This window comes from Oscillatoria sp. HE19RPO (genome assembly GCF_024220515.1).
Taxonomy (GTDB): Bacteria; Cyanobacteriota; Cyanobacteriia; order Cyanobacteriales; family Laspinemataceae; genus Laspinema.
The window spans coordinates 1-16,066 of the sequence record NZ_JAMXOT010000002.1; the positions used below are offsets into that span (position 1 = coordinate 1).

Sequence of the window (16,066 nt, forward strand, 5' to 3'; positions counted from 1 at the left end):
CTTCAGTCGTTTCTTAAGTTCGTAGTAACGACTTCAGTCGTTTCTTAAGTTCGTAGTAACGACTTCAGTCGTTTCTTAAGTTCGTAGTAACGACTTCAGTCGTTTCTTAAGTTCGTAGTAACGACTTCAGTCGTTTCTTATGTTCGTAGTAACGACTTCAGTCGTTTCCGGGTTCCATGTCACCGCTTTTTGAGTAAATGGCGAGAACTAACAGGTTCCAAAAACCGTGGTGTTATAGCAACTTGTCTATGTTACTACTACGAACTGAGAAAGAGAACGACTGAAGTCGTTACTACGAACTGAGAAAGAGAACGACTGAAGTCGTTACTACGAACTGAGAAAGAGAACGACTGAAGTCGTTACTACGAACTGAGAAAGAGAACGACTGAAGTCGTTACTACGAACTTGGAGAAGTTATGAGTCTTGTAAGGCTTTCAATACCGTGTCATGAATGGTACCATTGCTGACTACGATGCCTTGATTGTTGACCATTTTTTTACCCATGCCAAAGGGTAAAGAATTGCCATGCATATCGGTGACACGCCCTCCCGCTTCTTCGACAACGATCGCCCCTGCGGCGTGGTCCCAGATATTCTCGCGGTAATCCGGGGTTTTGGGGGAGGGGAGGCGCATATATAATGCCGCTTGTCCCGATGCAACAATTCCATATTTGGCTTGGGAATCCATTCGCAGGGATTCGGCGGTGAATCCGACGGCTTTAGCGACGGCATTTTGCCTGGATTGGTCGCCGTGACTGGCTTCTACGCTTTCTACAAACCGCATATTTTCCACATCATCAGCGGCAACGACTCGCAGCGATCGCCAGGTTCCTCCTGAGATTGCCTGCATTGTCGCCCCTTCTCCCCGGACGGCGACAAATAAGGCCCCCTCTTCTCCTGATTCTAACTTGAGGGCGGGACAAGCCATCACCCCGACTTTCACCTCGTTGTCTTCAATTAAGGCGATCGCCACCGCATATTGATCCTGTCTCAAAAATCCTTTGGTCCCATCAATGGGGTCTAGGGTCCAAAATCTTCCCCCAACTTCGCCATTGCCGCGATCGATCCAATCGGCAACCTGTTCCGGCGTCGCATCGGGAACCAGGGACTGAACATGATGGGTAACTTTCTGGAGTTGTTCGGCATTGCTGCGCAGATCCGTCGCATCTTCTTCCCCCACGATCGCATCTTCGGGAAATGCCGCATCCAATGCCCTGCAAATCAACGCCTGAGACCCATAATCTGCCACGGTGACAGGGCTTTTATCGATTTTTTCCATCGCCACCGGAATTTCCCGGCGTACTGCTTGGCAGAGTTTTGCAGCCGCGATCGCCGCATCAATGGCAACTTGTTTTTCCCGTTCGTATGACATCTTAAACCTCTTCAAACAAATAGAGACGCGACGTCGCGTCTCTACAAACTTTAGACTCTTGCTAATCCCAAGTCTAGTCAGATTAAACGATAAACAGCAAAACGATTCCGACGACGATCATCCCGCCACTCATCAAAAAGGACCAGAAGCGATGATAACTGTTCACCTTGGTTTCATTCTGGGTTTCTAACTGGATCAAATCCATCCAGGGGGCCACGCCCCGTCGGAACCAACCCAAGGTATGAACCTGCATTCCAATCAGGCTTTTCACCTTCTTCATGCCAAACAGGAAATTGCCAATGGGACCAAACCGGGAGGCATAACGCAGAAATAGCAATCCACTGGGGTCTTGCAGTTTCAAATCCGACCCGAAAGTATATCCGGCATCTCCCCGTCCAATCAGTTCGCCTTTGAGTTTAGCCGGTTTACCCCGCAACGGACTGGCGTAGGGGTCCGCCATTAAGGTGAGAATATCGGTTTCTGGGGCGCGATCAAAGTTGGGGAACATGACAACGGTTTTCACCAAGAGGCCAATTCCTAAGCCCAGTAAGGGATAGGCAAAAAGCGCAAAGTCTCCTCCAGGTATGGGTAAGAAGAACCAGGCAGCCGCCCCTGCAATCAAGCCAATAATCGGGGCCATATAGAGGAATAAATCCCCGACAAAACTGCCGTATAATTTGCTCTTACTCAGAGTCTTGCCTTCTCCCATAATCCGCCCCATGTCGAACTCGATGTCTAATCCCAACTGTTCGGCGTAGGTACTTAAGGCGCGAACCCGCTTCCCAGTTAAGGGGTGAGTGGAGTTCAACTCCATCCACCATCCCCAGGGATTAAACATATCCCAGAGAAACACTCGCCCAATTTGGTCCGGTTTGCTGGAAATTCGGTAGGTTGTGCCTGTGGAGGTAGCGGCTTTATGGTCGTAGATGCCTAATGCCCGAGTTCCTTCTACTAACCGACTGGGTTCGGTCGCTTTTTGTCCTTCCTCTACTAACCCATAGGCAATTTTAACCAGTGCCCGGGAGAGGGCGTTGGGATTGCCGGTGGTTTCTGCGGCAAAGCGATCGGCAAAATATTCCCGAGTTCGGGAGAGGTACAGCAGCAAATAGGTCCCGACAATGTAAAAGATATAGGCAGCCATTGCCACTTGACCGGCGATATCCTTGGCTTTTTCCCCCCCACGTCCCATCCGACGGGCAAACACATAAATCAGATAGGTAATCTGAACTAAGGTGGAGGCAACGGTCATCACCGCAAAGTCCCAATGGACGATGTGACCCAGTTCGTGGGCGTAGACGGTGGCTGCTTCATCATCATCGAGATAGGTAAAGAGTCCCTCGCTGACGACTAAACGGGCGCTATTGGGGAGAGACCCATAGGTAAAGGCGGTGGGGTTTTGGTCGTCGATAATCCCCAAACGCGGTTGTTTCAGCTTTTTGTCGGCACAAATCTGCCGGATAATTTCTGCCGATTCGGGACTCTTGCGATTCAGTTCGGTGAGGTCAATCCAGCGAGTCCCATACAGCCATCGCTGGGTTAAATCCATAATCCAAGGGGATAGGAAAAAGGCGGCGATATTAAAGACGAGGGTACCGGCGATCGCGATTCCTAAGCCCATCACCGGATTCTCGCTGTTGAGAATCAGGGAAACGCCTAAACACAACACGAAAACCATCCCAAACATGAGGGTCATAGTCACTAAGGAAGCCCAGGCGAGATTCCCTCCGACTCCAGTCATGTTCAGCTTGACGCGGGTAGTCCCGCTACGTCCTGCTTTTGGGAAAGAGGATTCAGTCATAAACACTCTCCATGTCACGATTACACAGTGAACAGGTTTTAAACACCCAAAGCTTGGTAATTTTGTCAATGCCCTTGGGAAAGTTTTCCCTGCTTTCTGTCATAACCTATGCTTGGGGGTTTTTGGTCTAAAACTCCACAAAAGTTAAAGATTTGGCTATAGCATGAAAAAAGTTAAGAGCGTGGGTTAAAGTCAAACTTTCCTTGGTCGTTGGTCGTTGGTCCTTTGTCCTTTGTCCTTTGTCATTGGTCATTTGTCATTGGTCCTTTGTCGTTGGTCGTTGGTCGTTGGTCATTGGTCATTGGTCATTGGTCATTGGTCATTGGTCATTGGTTGAGTATTCAGTAATCCAAAGGACAAAGGACAAAGGACAAAGGACAAAGGACAAAGGACCATATTTGGTGTCAAACACTACAGTCTTAACGGGAAAATCTACCGGATAAAATTACCATGACATCCATGCAAATTGGTTCGGAAAATCTAGTTACAATTGCTCAATCTACGGCAATCGCTGCCCGGAAATTGGGGGGACTTTCTACGGAGGCCAAAAATCAGGCGATCGAGGCAGTCGCCCAATCTTTACAATCCGCTGCCGCAGAAATTGTTGCCGCCAATGCTAAAGATTGTGAATTTGCCCAAGCGGATGGCATTTCCACACCCCTTTACAACCGCTTGAAAATGGACCGGACCAAATTAGAGGCAACCATTGCCGGAGTCCGAGATGTGGGCAAACTCCCGGACCCGGTGGGTGAAATTCAGCTTCATCGGGAATTAGATGAAGGCTTAATTCTCAAGCGAGTTTCTGCACCATTAGGGGTGGTTGCAGTAATTTTTGAAGCCCGTCCCGAGGCGGCAATTCAAATTTCCGCCCTGGCGATTAAATCTGGGAATGGGGTGATTTTAAAAGGAGGAAAAGAGGCGAATCATTCTTGTGCAGCCATTGTTAAAGCAATTCGCCAAGGGTTGGCCCAGACGGAGGTTGACCCGGATGTGGTGCAGTTGCTAACGACGAGGGAAGAAACGTTAGCGTTATTAAAATTAGATGATTTTGTAGATTTAATTGTCCCGAGAGGGTCGAATGAGTTTGTGCGGTTTGTTCAGGACAATACACGCATTCCGGTCCTGGGTCATGCGGAGGGGATTTGTCATTTGTATGTGGATGCTTCGGCAGACATTGAAAAAGCGGTGACGATCGCCGTTGATTCTAAAACTCAGTATCCGGCAGCTTGTAATGCGATCGAAACCTTGCTGGTTCATGAGGCAGTCGCCCCGGAATTTTTACCCCAAGTTGCCGCTGCACTCCAAGGGCGTCAGGTGCAATTACGGTTGGATCAGAAAAGTCAAGATATCCTGAAAAATAGCCCGAATCTGAAGGATTGGGAACCGGCAACAGAGGAGGATTGGAAAACGGAATATACGGACTTGATTTTATCAATTAAAGTGGTCCATTTCCTAGAAGAGGCAATTTCTCATATCAATACTTATGGATCCGGTCATACAGATGCGATCGTCACCGAAGAACAATCCACTGCGGATCTGTTTCTCTCTCAAGTTGCCTCTGCCGGAGTCTTCCATAATTGTTCCACCCGTTTTGCTGATGGATTCCGCTATGGTTTCGGGGCGGAAGTGGGAATTAGTACCCAAAAAATGCCACCCCGAGGTCCCGTTGGACTGGAAGGATTAGTCACTTACAAATATCAATTAGTCGGGAATGGTCAAGTGGTGGCAACCTATTCCGGTCCCGAGGCGAAACCCTTCATCCATCGCAATTTAGCCTAATTTTAAGCAGGGGAAGAAAAAACAGGTTTTCCCTTCTTTAAAATAATGTAGAGGCGATTCGAGAATCGCCTCTACATTTCGGGGTAATGTAGAAACGCTAAAAATAATCAAAATTTCACACAAAATTGCATACTTAACCTCTTATAATACCCTATGAAAGTATTCACAAAAGCTGCTCTCATTCGAGTAGCAGTGTTATCACTCATCGTGATTTTTTTACTAACATTCGGCTGGAACACCGTGATTAATATGCCCGGAAAAAGTTATGTGGGAGACTTACCCGCCTTAACTGAACGCGAACAAGCCTTGCAAGTGGAACTGCGCCAATCTATCGAAAAGATTTCAGGAGAGGAAATTGGCGAACATAACTATTTTTTCTACAATCAATTAGAAGCGGTTGCGGATTGGATAGAAGGGGAATTTACCGCTGCGGGTTATGAACCGAAACGACAAACTTATGAAGTGAATGGGCAGCAGTTTCATAACTTAGAGGTTGAGAAAATAGGCAGGGAAAAGCCCGAGGAAATTATCATTATTGGCGCTCATTATGATTCGGTGGTGGGGTCTCCAGGAGCCAATGATAATGGCAGTGGAACCGCAGCCGTCTTAGCCCTAGCCCGGGAATTTGCAGACAAACCAACGGCGCGCACTCTACGATTTGTGGCCTTTACCAATGAGGAACCGCCGTTTTTTTGGACTGAAAATATGGGCAGTTTTGTCTATGCAAAACGATGTCGCGATCGCCAGGAAAAAATTGTGGGAATGCTGAGTTTAGAAACAATGGGCTACTATTCTGACCAGCCCGGTTCTCAAAAGTATCCCCTGGGATTATTAAACTTAGTTTATCCCATTACCGGCAATTTTATTACCTTTGTCAGCAATCTCCCCTCGGGAAATTTCTTGCGAGAGGTCATCGGTTCCTTCCGCAGTCATACCCAATTTCCCTCAGAAGGTGCAGCAATGCCAGGAGGAACACCCGGGGCGGGTTGGTCCGATCATTGGTCATTTTGGCAGTTTGATTATCCCGCCCTAATGGTCACGGATACCGCCCCATTTCGCTATCCCTTTTATCACACCCTGCAAGACACCCCGGATCAAGTCAATTACGATCGCCTTGCCCGAGTGGTATCCGGTTTAGAACGAGTGATAGAAGAACTTGCCCAGGGGAGAATTGCTTCATCGATTTAGGAGATTCCAACAAATAAATCATCCAAATGCGATCGTTAAGGAACTAACAAAACTTTACTATAGCAATCCTAAATGACTTGTAACAAAGATAGCGAGCAAGATGCAAAGCCTACGGCATAGCTGCGCTTACCGCACTCCCAAGGCTCTCACTCAGGTTTGGATCCATGACACAACTGATTTAGGACTGCTATAGCCCGCGCAGGCGGGCTTCGTCCTGTGAGCCTCCACCCTTTAGGGTGTGGGCTTTTCCGATTATTTCTTGGCAGCAGCGGGAGATTTTTTGGGGTTATTATATTGATAGGTTAAATCATCAACCACCCAAACTTTCTCTTGTTTAACCAGTCTCATTTGCACCGGCACTTCCCGACCTGTTTTAGAAATCACGGTGACATCCAGACAGTGAACTTCCCCCTCAGTCGTGGGAATTGACATGGTAGTGCGCTGATACTGATTCAGTTTGTGGGTTTTGATGAATTTAGCAAATTGTTGTTTAGAGGTTTTGCTTTTAAAGCGATCGCTAGTGGACTGATAGGCCCCATTGATATCCCCTTGGCCAATTTGAGTAAAAAAGACCCCGATCGCCTGGGGTAATCCTTTAGTTTTGGAAAAAATAATCAGGGAAACGCTAATCCAAATCAGCACTATTCCCCCGAGGATTACACCGACTCCAATTCCCACATACGATAACCAAGGTTGAAAGGATTCCACAGTACACTCCTAAACTGACCAATGAAATAACAAAACAAATAATGTTGGGAAGGGTTATCCCCAAAAAAAGACCCCCAAAGGGGATAACCCCTGTCTGTTATTACCATAAAACAGCCCCTAGAGCAAGGGTTCCAGCTTAGGGGTGGGGGTCGGAGGCGATCGCAGGGATTGTCTGTAACTGCAAAAATTCCCCCCAAATTCAGGGGACCGAATCTGGAAATCTTCCGGATTTCTTCTACAGAGTTAGTACAGTAGCTATTAGGGTCAAGGAACAGAATCATCAACAAAGGAACATAAGACGAGGCAACCCCACCGAGACGGGGTAAAATCTCTTAACCCTTTTACCCCTTATCCCCAATTCAAATATCAGGAGTAGTTACGATGACTTATCGGATACTGAGCATCGATGGTGGCGGAATTCGTGGTGTATTAGCGGCGCGAATGTTGCAACGGATTGAAGAACGACTGGAGTTGCCGTTACGAGATCATTTTGATTTAATTGCGGGAACTTCTACGGGATCAATGGTGGGTGCTGCGATCGCGATGGGAATTCCCTGCGAGAAAATTGTCCAACTTTACCGGAAAAAGTCTAAAAAAGTCTTTCCCTACAAAAGCCGGTGGACCCTCAAGCGACTCCCCTTACTCTTGAAGCATGGCCCTTCAGCCCCGAAGTTTTCCGAAGATGGACTGATCCGAATGCTCAAAGATTTATTGGGCAATAAACGGTTGTCCGAGATTAATGCAACCAAGTTATTAATTACCAGTTACGATACCATTGGCCGATCGCCCATTATTTTTAAAAGCTGGAAAGAGAAATTTGCCAATGTTCCCGTCTGGGAAGCTTGCCTGTGTTCGGCTTCTGCTCCCACCTTCTTTCCGGCACACCGATTAGTCGTTGATGGTGAGGTGATGTCGGCCATTGATGGCGGTTTAGCGGCGAATAATCCCACCGCTTGCGCTGTCGCTGAAGCGATTCGCCTGGGTCATCGCTTAGAAGATTTGGAAGTGATTTCCATTGGAACAGGTGCAGCAACTCGGGTGATTCCCTGGGAACAAGCTCGCTCTTGGGGGACTTTGCAATGGATTTGGGGCGGGCGCGTGGTTAAAGTGATGACCGATGCACCTTGTGAAGTTTATCATTATATCACGGATTATGTGATTGGAGATAAATCTCGCTATGCGCGTTTACAATTTCCCCTCGATCGCCGGTTAATTCATAAACCCTTGAGCGATGATATGGACGATGCCAGCAAAGAGAATATCAACAATTTAGTTGAAGCGGCTGATGCCTACATGAATTTAGTGGAAGTTGTAGAATGTTTGGATATGTGTTTGAGGAAAGCTGAACCCCCTCAAATTCATGTTCAGGAACGCTATAAACGGTAATTTTGTAGGGGCAGTCAGCACATGAACTGCCCCTATTTGATGGCATTTGCCAATGGGGATAGATCCTGATTCTGTATGCAGGGTTAGACATCAAATACCTCTCCCTCGCACCTCCCTTTCCAGGGAAAAATAACAATAAAAAACTCCTGACCCTTTAAGGATTGGTCAAGGAGAGATGGAGCGGTACGAGTCTCGATACTCGAACCCTTAGAGAAGGTTGAACTCAGCGATCGCCTCGGTTGGGGGAATCTTGAATCATTCAGTCCAAAACCCCCATTCAACGATTCAGAACTTGGCCCTTTAACCGAATCGTCCGCTCACATACTCTAGAGTCGCTTCTTGCTGGGGATTTTGGAAAATATTTTCCGTTTTATCATACTCAACGAGATAGCCAAAGCGCTTCCCATCTTCGGTGGCTTGAGCATTGAAAAAGGCGGTATAATCGCAAGAGCGCGAGGCTTGCTGCATATTGTGGGTAACAATCACAATGGTGTAGTTTTCTTTGAGTTCCTGCATTAACTCTTCGACTTTCATCGTTGAGATGGGGTCGAGGGAGGCGCAGGGTTCGTCCATGAGGACGATTTCGGGATTAATGGCGATCGCCCGGGCGATACATAGCCGTTGCTGTTGACCCCCGGATAAAGATAAACCATTGGACTTTAATTTATCTTTCACTTCATCCCATAAAGCGGCGCGACGCAATGAAGTTTCCACCAATTCATCCAGATTCCCTTTATACCGATTGACTCGCGCTCCATAAGCGATATTGTCATAAATGGATTTGGGGAAAGGATTCGGTTTCTGGAACACCATTCCAATGCGCCGACGGACCTCTACTGGGTCAATTTTTTTATCGTAGAGGTCTTGATTGTAGTAGGAACATTTTCCCTGAATCCGGAATCCACTAATCAAATCGTTGAGACGGTTGAAGCAGCGGAGTAAGGTACTTTTACCACATCCCGAAGGTCCAATAAATCCGGTAATTTGTTTTTTCGGGATATCCAAGTTCACCCCTTTGAGGGCGAGAGTTTCTCCGTAATAAACGTTCAGATTGTCCGTCCGCAGAATTGCTTCTGTTTGGGGTTCAGTTTGGTACTGATGATTGGCTATTTGCCGATCGAAAGGCATAAAAATCCACCTTGACTTTTACTAGATATTTCAACTTGAGTGCAGTTGTGTGTCCCACTTTTATGCGATCGAGCGCCAACAGCCTAGGGTTGACAAACTACCGAACTCCAACCGCTCACATCCTCTGACCAGAGTTGCAGCAGCTCGGAAGTGAATTTTTAAGAAGGAAGTGCGATCGCAACGGTCACAACTGCTTTGGCGATCGGTCTACACTGGAAAAAAATTAAACTTCGACAATCCTACTCTCAAGCAGAGCGCTGTATCTTATCATACAGTTTTCTGAAAGTTTAAGATCGTTAAGAACTTTAAATTTTGCCGGTAGCATTTTGAACCTCAAGCATTGTCTTTAATAAATGCTTTTCCGAGTGGCCCAGCGAGCCAAAATGCTAGTGAGTAGAACCAACAACACTAAAATCAATGAGGCAGCCCAAGCCAGTTCTTGTTGACTAGCGTAGGGAACCGAGGCAAAGTTATAAACCAACACCGCTAGAGAGGGGGCTGGTTCAAACAAACCTTGGGGCCAGAAAAAGGTAAAGAGAGCCGTGAAAATTAAGGGAGCCGTTTCTCCCGCAGCCCGGGCGATCGCCAGGGTTAGTCCTGTGATAATAGCAGGTAACGCTGCTGGTAGCACCACCCTCAAGACGGTTTGATGGTTGGAGGCTCCCACCCCCACTGACGCCCATCGCACATCAGGAGGAACGATTTGCAGGGCTTCATCGGTGGTTCTGACGACAATCGGTAACATCAGAACCGAGAGGGCCACCCCCCCTGCAAAAGCCGAGAACTGTTTGGTCGCCAATACAATGATACCGTAAGCAAAAATCCCCACAATAATCGAGGGAACCCCACTCAGGACATTGGTGGCAAAGCGAATCCATCGGGCGACCTGAACGGAACTAAACTCGGACAAGTAAACTGCTCCAAACACTCCAATCGGAACGCTAATGGCAACGGCGATCCCCACCATCATCAGAGTCCCGGCGATCGCATTGGCAATCCCGCCTCCTTGCATCCCTGCTGAAGGCGGAAGTTGGGTAAACAAATCCAAATTCAGCCGGTTAAACCCTTTAATGGTCACATAAATCATCACCGCAAATAACGGAATCAGAGTGAGCACTAAACAAGCACCGGATAACAGAGTCATCACCCAGACAAACAGCGATCGCGGACTTTTATAGTTCCGCATTAGCTGCTCCCCGTCTGGGGTAGCGTTGTACAAATCGTCGTTATGACTTGAAAAAGGCTGTGACATATCAGACTGGGTATTGCACCCCTAAACAACTGTGATTTGTCATTTGTCATTTGTCCTTTGTGGTTTGTCTTGATTATTCAGCCATCCTAATGACCAATGACTAATGACTAAAACTTCTTAACTTTCCGAACAATTAGCTCGGCACAAATATTCACCACTAAAGTCAGCAAGAATAAAACCAACCCGGCATACATCAAAGCCGAAACTTGTAACCCAGAGGCTTCAGCAAACTGATTCGCCAACAAGGAGGAGATCGTATTTGCCGGAGCCAGCAGAGAGAAGTTCATGTCGTTAGAATTCCCAATAATCATGGTAACGGCCATCGTTTCTCCCATCGCACGGCCCAATCCCAACATGATCCCGCCCACAATTCCCGAAAATGCCGCTGGAATTAAAACTCGAATAATCGTTTCCCACCTTGTCGCCCCTAACCCAAGAGATGCCTGCCGCAACTCCGGTGGCAGCGATGCCAACGAGTCCCGAGAGATTGCCGTAATAATCGGCAAAATCATAATCGTTAAAATGATCCCGGCGGGTAACATCCCCGGTCCCACTGGACTTGTGGAAAAAATTGGCAAAAAGCCCAGGGTATTATGCAGAAAAACCCCAATCGGTTGTAGGAAGGGAATGAGTACAAAAATTCCCCATAACCCATACACCACGCTGGGAATGGCGGCTAACAATTCCACCATAAACACCAGAACGGTCTGGACTGATTTGGGCAGAAAATCTTCACTCAAAAAGATGGCAGTCCCTACGCCCAGGGGAACCGCAAACATTAGACCGAGGGCTGACGAGACCAGGGTCCCATAAATCATCGGCCAGACCCCATACTCATCCCGAACTGGATTCCAGGAGCTTGAGGTCAAAAAATTCAATCCAAAGGCTTGAATCGCAGGCACCGCCTTGATCGCCACCTCGATCGCCATCCAGACCAAAATCCCGGCGATCGCAAAGGCAAAAATCCGCGTGACCCAGAAAAACCCGCTATCCATCACGCGCTCTTGTTGTTGGCGAGGTTGAATCGCTCTTTCCTCGTCCATATCCATAGTTTCAGCTAGTTTACTCATTACTTAAAATAGATTAAGCGATTTACGCTATCGCCTTCGATTATAGAAAAATAGCAGGCTAGAACGATAGCAAGCAGTCCAATCCGCTTGCTATCTCCTCGAATACCAAAACCGGACGGCTATTCGGTCACTTCAATTTCATAGTCAGGGCTAATCACATTCGCTTGGGCGGCCACTTTCTGTCTGACATTCAGCGGGAGCGGAACGTAACCTAATTCGGCGGCCCGCAGTTGTCCTTCATTCAATCCGTACTCAATCACTGCTTCGAGGGCTTTAGCTTTTTCGGGATCGGAATAGTCTTCGTAAGCCAGCAGCCAAGTATAGGTAACAATGGGATAAGATTCAGCACCTTCGGGATCAACAATAAAAGCCCGGAGATTATCCGGCAGTTCTACGGCTGCCAGGGTTTTACTCGCGGCTTCATCGCTCGGAGCAATAAAATTGCCGGATTGGTTTTCTAAAGCCGCCATCGGGATATTGTTGTTTTTGGCGTAGCCATACTCAACATAGCCGATCGAACCTGCGGTTTGTTGAATCGCAGCAGTAACCCCTTCGTTCCCTTTTCCGCCAATTCCCGTCGGCCATTCTACGGTTTTCCCTTCACCGACGCCCTCTTTCCACTTTTCACTAATCTCGGAGAGATGTTTGGTAAACACTCCCGTGGTTCCACTTCCATCGGAACGATAAACCACGGTGATCGCTTGATCGGGTAAGTTCACACCGGGATTCGCTGCGGCGATGCGCGGGTCATTCCATTGGGTAATCTCACCCATCAAAATATCCACATAGACTTCCCGAGGAAGCTTCAGCCCGGTTTCCACTCCAGGCAAATTATAAGCCAAGACGATGCCACCAGCGGTCATCGGTAGCATCAGAACCTCCCGGTTCATCGCTTGGATCTCTTCATCCGTCATGGCTACGTCGCTGGCCCCAAAATCGACGGTGCCTGAAGAAAACTGCTGGACGCCAGCACCGCTGCCAACGGATTGATAATTGGTGCGAACTTGAGGATTTACCTGATTAAATTCCTGAAACCAACGTTGGTAAATCGGCGCGGGAAAAGTCGCTCCGGCACCTGTTAAGTTGACGGATTCGGTTAAGGCGAGTTTGCCCGTCCCCCCCTCTGAGGTCACGGTATTCTCTGCAGTGGGTCCCTGGCAAGCCCCGATCCCCAAGGTCAGTGCCATAACAGACAGGGAAAACGCCATTCGAGCCGGTTTAATGGGATTGGGTAAATGCATGATGTGAATGGGTAGGTTTGGCTAGTTTTGTGACGATCACGATTGCAGAATACCGCTTCAGGGTAAAGATTGGGTTAATAGGCGTTAAAGTCTCCCCCCTGAAATTTTTCCCCGGTGCCTTGCAATTCTATCTCATTCCTCTGCTCACAGGGGTTTGGCTCTAAAAAAAAGTATCCAATTTGACAACAAATTTAGGCAATCCATGACTTAGGAGGTCATTGGTCCTTGGTCATTGGTCATTGGTTATTGGTTATTGGTCATTGGTTATTGGTTATTGGTCGTTTTCAGACCAAGGAAAGCGATCGCCCTGTTGCTGTCAACCTGGCGATCGCCTCTATTCATTTTTCAACTCTCTCGGGACCCTCGCTTTATGCCGGAACTTCTGTGGCGATCGCCTCTATCAGTTTACTCACCCGCGCTTTAATCTCATCGCGCACCGCCCGAAATGTCTCCAACGGTTTCCCATCAGGGTCTTCCAATTCCCAATCCTCAAACACCTCGCGCAATACCCACGCTTCAGGTAAATTCACCCCACAACCACACAGGGAAATCACCGCATCATAATCCTCTGCCTGAAAATCACTCAACGGATCCGAGGTTTGATTGGTAATATCTACCCCAATTTCCTCCATCACTTCAACCGCAGTGGGATGGACTCGACTGGATTCTAACCCTGAACTGGTGACTTCAATTTTTCCCTCACCCAGAGTCTTCGCAAATCCTTCCGCCATTTGCGATCGGCAGGAATTGCGCTTACAAACAAACATTACTTTCTTCGTCATGATTTTTCTCTTTTAACTTTGCCAAACTCTGCTCGAACTTATCTCAAACTCGGAAAACAACGGGGGTCGCGTAAGGTGGCTTTCTCCGGTTCTCGGGGAAACCAGTTCGCCGTTTTCTTACAAATTTCCACCAGCATTAACATCACCGGCACTTCGATTAACACCCCGACTACGGTTGCCAGTGCTGCACCGGAATTTAAGCCAAACAGCATCACCGCTGTGGCAATGGCAACTTCAAAATGATTACTCGCCCCAATTAACGCCGCCGGAGCCGCATCTTCATAAGCGATATTCATTTTTAATCCCGCCACATAGGTGATTAAAAAGATAAAATTGGTCTGAATAAACAGCGGAACAGCAATCAATAAAATATGCAGCGGATTGTTAACAATTAAATCCCCCTTAAATGAAAACAGCAACACCAAAGTAATCAGCAATGCCGTAATCGAAATTGGCGTCAAATATTTCAAGAATTCCCGTTCAAACCACTGACGACCTTTATTTTTCAAGATCCAATATCGGCTGTACATTCCCGCCGCCAAAGGCAATCCCACATAAATCAGCACCGATAACACAATGGTTTGCCAGGGAACGGTTAAATCATTGGCCGCCAATAACCATCTTCCCAGAGGTGCATACAAAAATAGCATGGCTAGGGAGTTAATCGCCACCATTACCAAAGTATGTCCCTGATTACTAAAGGAGAGATATCCCCACATCAGCACCATCGCCGTACAGGGCGCAATTCCTAACAGTATGGTTCCGGCAATGTAAGAACTCGCGATATCAATGGTCTCGTTGTTAATAATTTCCGTTCCCACAATCAAGGGACGAAATAACCAACCCAAGAAAAATTGAGCAAAAGCCACCATTGTGAAGGGTTTAATTAACCAATTCACAATTAAGGTCAGCAATACAGGTTTCGGTGCCCTAACTGCATTGGCTGCTTGGGTGAAATCGATTTTCACCATGATGGGATACATCATGAAAAACAGGCAGATGGCGATCGGAATAGACACCTGATAGATGCTCATGGCATCTAGGGTAACCGCGACACCGGGAAACAATTTACCCAGGATAATCCCGGCAATAATGCACAGAAAAACCCACAGGGTCAGGTATCGCTCAAAAATACTCAGTTTGCCACCCGCTTGTACAGGCTGCCTCAAATGCTCGTTGGCCTCATTCACAACAATTTCCCTCGTCCTTACAGTCTCTAAATCGCTTTCGATTCTACATCAAAAAAAGTTGATGGGTCAAGTTATTTCAACAAAACTTGATATGAGCAAGGAGAGATGGGTCAACCGGCTGACCTTAAAACTTGGCTTGTTTGGTCAGCAATTCGCCAATGGTTAAATCAAAGGCAGCTTTGCCATCAAAGACAGTCCCCACCTTATGTCTGTGAAAATGGATGTAGGCCAAACGGTAGCCTTCTTCCGGCAGAGGGATGTAACCGACGTTAGGGACCAGTTCCGGGGCCTGCTCTAGGTAAAATTCGACAAAAGCCTGAAGTGCTGGATTTTTCTGGGCGGCGTCGGCATTCACATAAATAAACAGGGGACGGGAAAGGGGCTGATATTCAGCGTTTTCTACTGTTTCCCGAGAGGGCATAATTGGACCTGTGCCATGATCCAGGGCGACTGCCTTGAGTCCTTCGCGCTGTGCTTCATAGTAGGCATAGCCGAAATAACCCAGGGCATTGGGGTCCCGACGCACGCCCTCAACCAGTTCATCATCATCCTCACTGGCGGTATAGTCATTGCGACTGGCATCGGTTTCCCCGACGATCGCCTCGGTGAAATAGTCAAAGGTCCCGGAGTCTGTGCCTGGGCCGAATAAGGTCAGGGGGCGATCTGGCCAAGAGGACCGGACCTGATTCCATTTGGAAATTTTACCTTGGGCCGTGGGTTCCCAAATTTTCTTTAACTCTTCCACCGTCAGGCGATCGACCCAAGTATTGTCCGGGTGAACCACCAGGGTAATGGCATCAAAAGCGATGGGTAATTCGATATAGGGAACCCCAGATTCGCGACAGGCGGCCATCTCTTCTACGCTAATCGGTCGTGAAGCGTTATTAATGGTTGTTTCCCCGGCACAGAATTTGCGAAACCCACCCCCGGTCCCGGAGAATTCCACGGTCACTTCTGCCGGATTGGGATGAGTTTCTCGATAGGAGTCGGCGATCGCCTGGGTAATGGGATACACCGTAGAAGACCCATCCATGATGATGGGTTGTAAGACTTGAGAATTGCTGTTTTGGCAGGATGCCATCAGGGCCGCTACTCCTGCGATCGCCGCCCACCGTTTCACGCCGCTCAAAACCCGCTGTGCTGTTGCGTTCATAACCCTTTCCCCAAAAAACA

Annotated in this window: 14 protein-coding genes; 4 read left to right on the forward strand and 10 right to left on the reverse strand. The window is 47.8% G+C overall.

The annotated features are described in order from the left end of the window. Positions 1-414: 414 nt before the first annotated feature. Positions 415-1,371 (reverse strand): 3'(2'),5'-bisphosphate nucleotidase, encoded by a 957-nt coding sequence (locus NG833_RS00050; RefSeq protein ID WP_254563291.1) that lies wholly within the window; start codon positions 1,369-1,371, stop codon positions 415-417. An 82-nt stretch (positions 1,372-1,453) separates the two neighbouring features. Continuing rightward, positions 1,454-3,169, reverse strand: coding sequence for a zinc metalloprotease HtpX (locus tag NG833_RS00055; protein WP_254563292.1), 1,716 nt, complete (start codon positions 3,167-3,169; stop codon positions 1,454-1,456). 450 nt (positions 3,170-3,619) lie between these two features. Here NG833_RS00055 and NG833_RS00060 point away from each other — a divergent pair, with 450 nt between their 5' ends. Continuing rightward, positions 3,620-4,948, forward strand: coding sequence for a glutamate-5-semialdehyde dehydrogenase (locus tag NG833_RS00060; RefSeq protein ID WP_254563293.1), 1,329 nt, complete (start codon positions 3,620-3,622; stop codon positions 4,946-4,948). Between the two features lie 153 nt (positions 4,949-5,101). Next, complete coding sequence (locus NG833_RS00065) at positions 5,102-6,136, forward strand: M28 family peptidase (RefSeq protein ID WP_254563294.1); 1,035 nt, start codon at positions 5,102-5,104, stop codon at positions 6,134-6,136. Positions 6,137-6,388: 252 nt separating this feature from the next. Here NG833_RS00065 and NG833_RS00070 read toward each other — a convergent pair whose 3' ends face one another. Further along, a complete protein-coding gene (locus tag NG833_RS00070) occupies positions 6,389-6,844 on the reverse strand; it encodes a hypothetical protein (protein WP_254563295.1) in 456 nt (151 codons plus the stop codon). A 381-nt stretch (positions 6,845-7,225) separates the two neighbouring features. Between NG833_RS00070 and NG833_RS00075 the strand changes: the two genes are divergently transcribed. Beyond that, positions 7,226-8,230 (forward strand): patatin-like phospholipase family protein, encoded by a 1,005-nt coding sequence (locus NG833_RS00075; RefSeq protein ID WP_254563296.1) that lies wholly within the window; start codon positions 7,226-7,228, stop codon positions 8,228-8,230. 300 nt (positions 8,231-8,530) lie between these two features. Here the strand turns inward: NG833_RS00075 and pstB are convergent, their stop codons facing one another. The 4 genes from pstB to pstS all read right to left on the reverse strand — a co-directional run bounded on the left by pstB (position 8,531) and on the right by pstS (position 12,924). Beyond that, positions 8,531-9,358, reverse strand: coding sequence for a phosphate ABC transporter ATP-binding protein PstB (gene pstB, locus NG833_RS00080; protein WP_254563297.1), 828 nt, complete (start codon positions 9,356-9,358; stop codon positions 8,531-8,533). 346 nt (positions 9,359-9,704) lie between these two features. Beyond that, positions 9,705-10,544, reverse strand: coding sequence for a phosphate ABC transporter permease PstA (gene pstA, locus NG833_RS00085; protein ID WP_254563298.1), 840 nt, complete (start codon positions 10,542-10,544; stop codon positions 9,705-9,707). Positions 10,545-10,717: 173 nt separating this feature from the next. Next, complete coding sequence (gene pstC / locus NG833_RS00090; RefSeq protein WP_254563299.1) at positions 10,718-11,680, reverse strand: phosphate ABC transporter permease subunit PstC; 963 nt, start codon at positions 11,678-11,680, stop codon at positions 10,718-10,720. A gap of 119 nt (positions 11,681-11,799) precedes the next feature. After that, positions 11,800-12,924 (reverse strand): phosphate ABC transporter substrate-binding protein PstS, encoded by a 1,125-nt coding sequence (gene pstS / locus NG833_RS00095; protein WP_254563317.1) that lies wholly within the window; start codon positions 12,922-12,924, stop codon positions 11,800-11,802. A gap of 214 nt (positions 12,925-13,138) precedes the next feature. Here pstS and NG833_RS30895 point away from each other — a divergent pair, with 214 nt between their 5' ends. After that, a complete protein-coding gene (locus NG833_RS30895) occupies positions 13,139-13,345 on the forward strand; it encodes a hypothetical protein (RefSeq protein WP_375293866.1) in 207 nt (68 codons plus the stop codon). On the opposite strand, the gene arsC is transcribed toward NG833_RS30895, so the two are convergent. From arsC to NG833_RS00110, 3 genes are all read right to left on the reverse strand, one after another. After that, entirely contained in the window at positions 13,290-13,703 is a 414-nt protein-coding gene (gene arsC / locus NG833_RS00100) for an arsenate reductase, glutathione/glutaredoxin type (protein ID WP_254563300.1), read from the reverse strand. The genes NG833_RS30895 and arsC overlap by 56 nt on opposite strands. Positions 13,704-13,741: 38 nt before the next feature. Further along, positions 13,742-14,893 (reverse strand): ACR3 family arsenite efflux transporter, encoded by a 1,152-nt coding sequence (gene arsB / locus NG833_RS00105; RefSeq protein ID WP_309143822.1) that lies wholly within the window; start codon positions 14,891-14,893, stop codon positions 13,742-13,744. Positions 14,894-15,017: 124 nt separating this feature from the next. Next, positions 15,018-16,046, reverse strand: coding sequence for a PstS family phosphate ABC transporter substrate-binding protein (locus tag NG833_RS00110; RefSeq protein WP_254563301.1), 1,029 nt, complete (start codon positions 16,044-16,046; stop codon positions 15,018-15,020). Positions 16,047-16,066 lie beyond the last annotated feature (20 nt).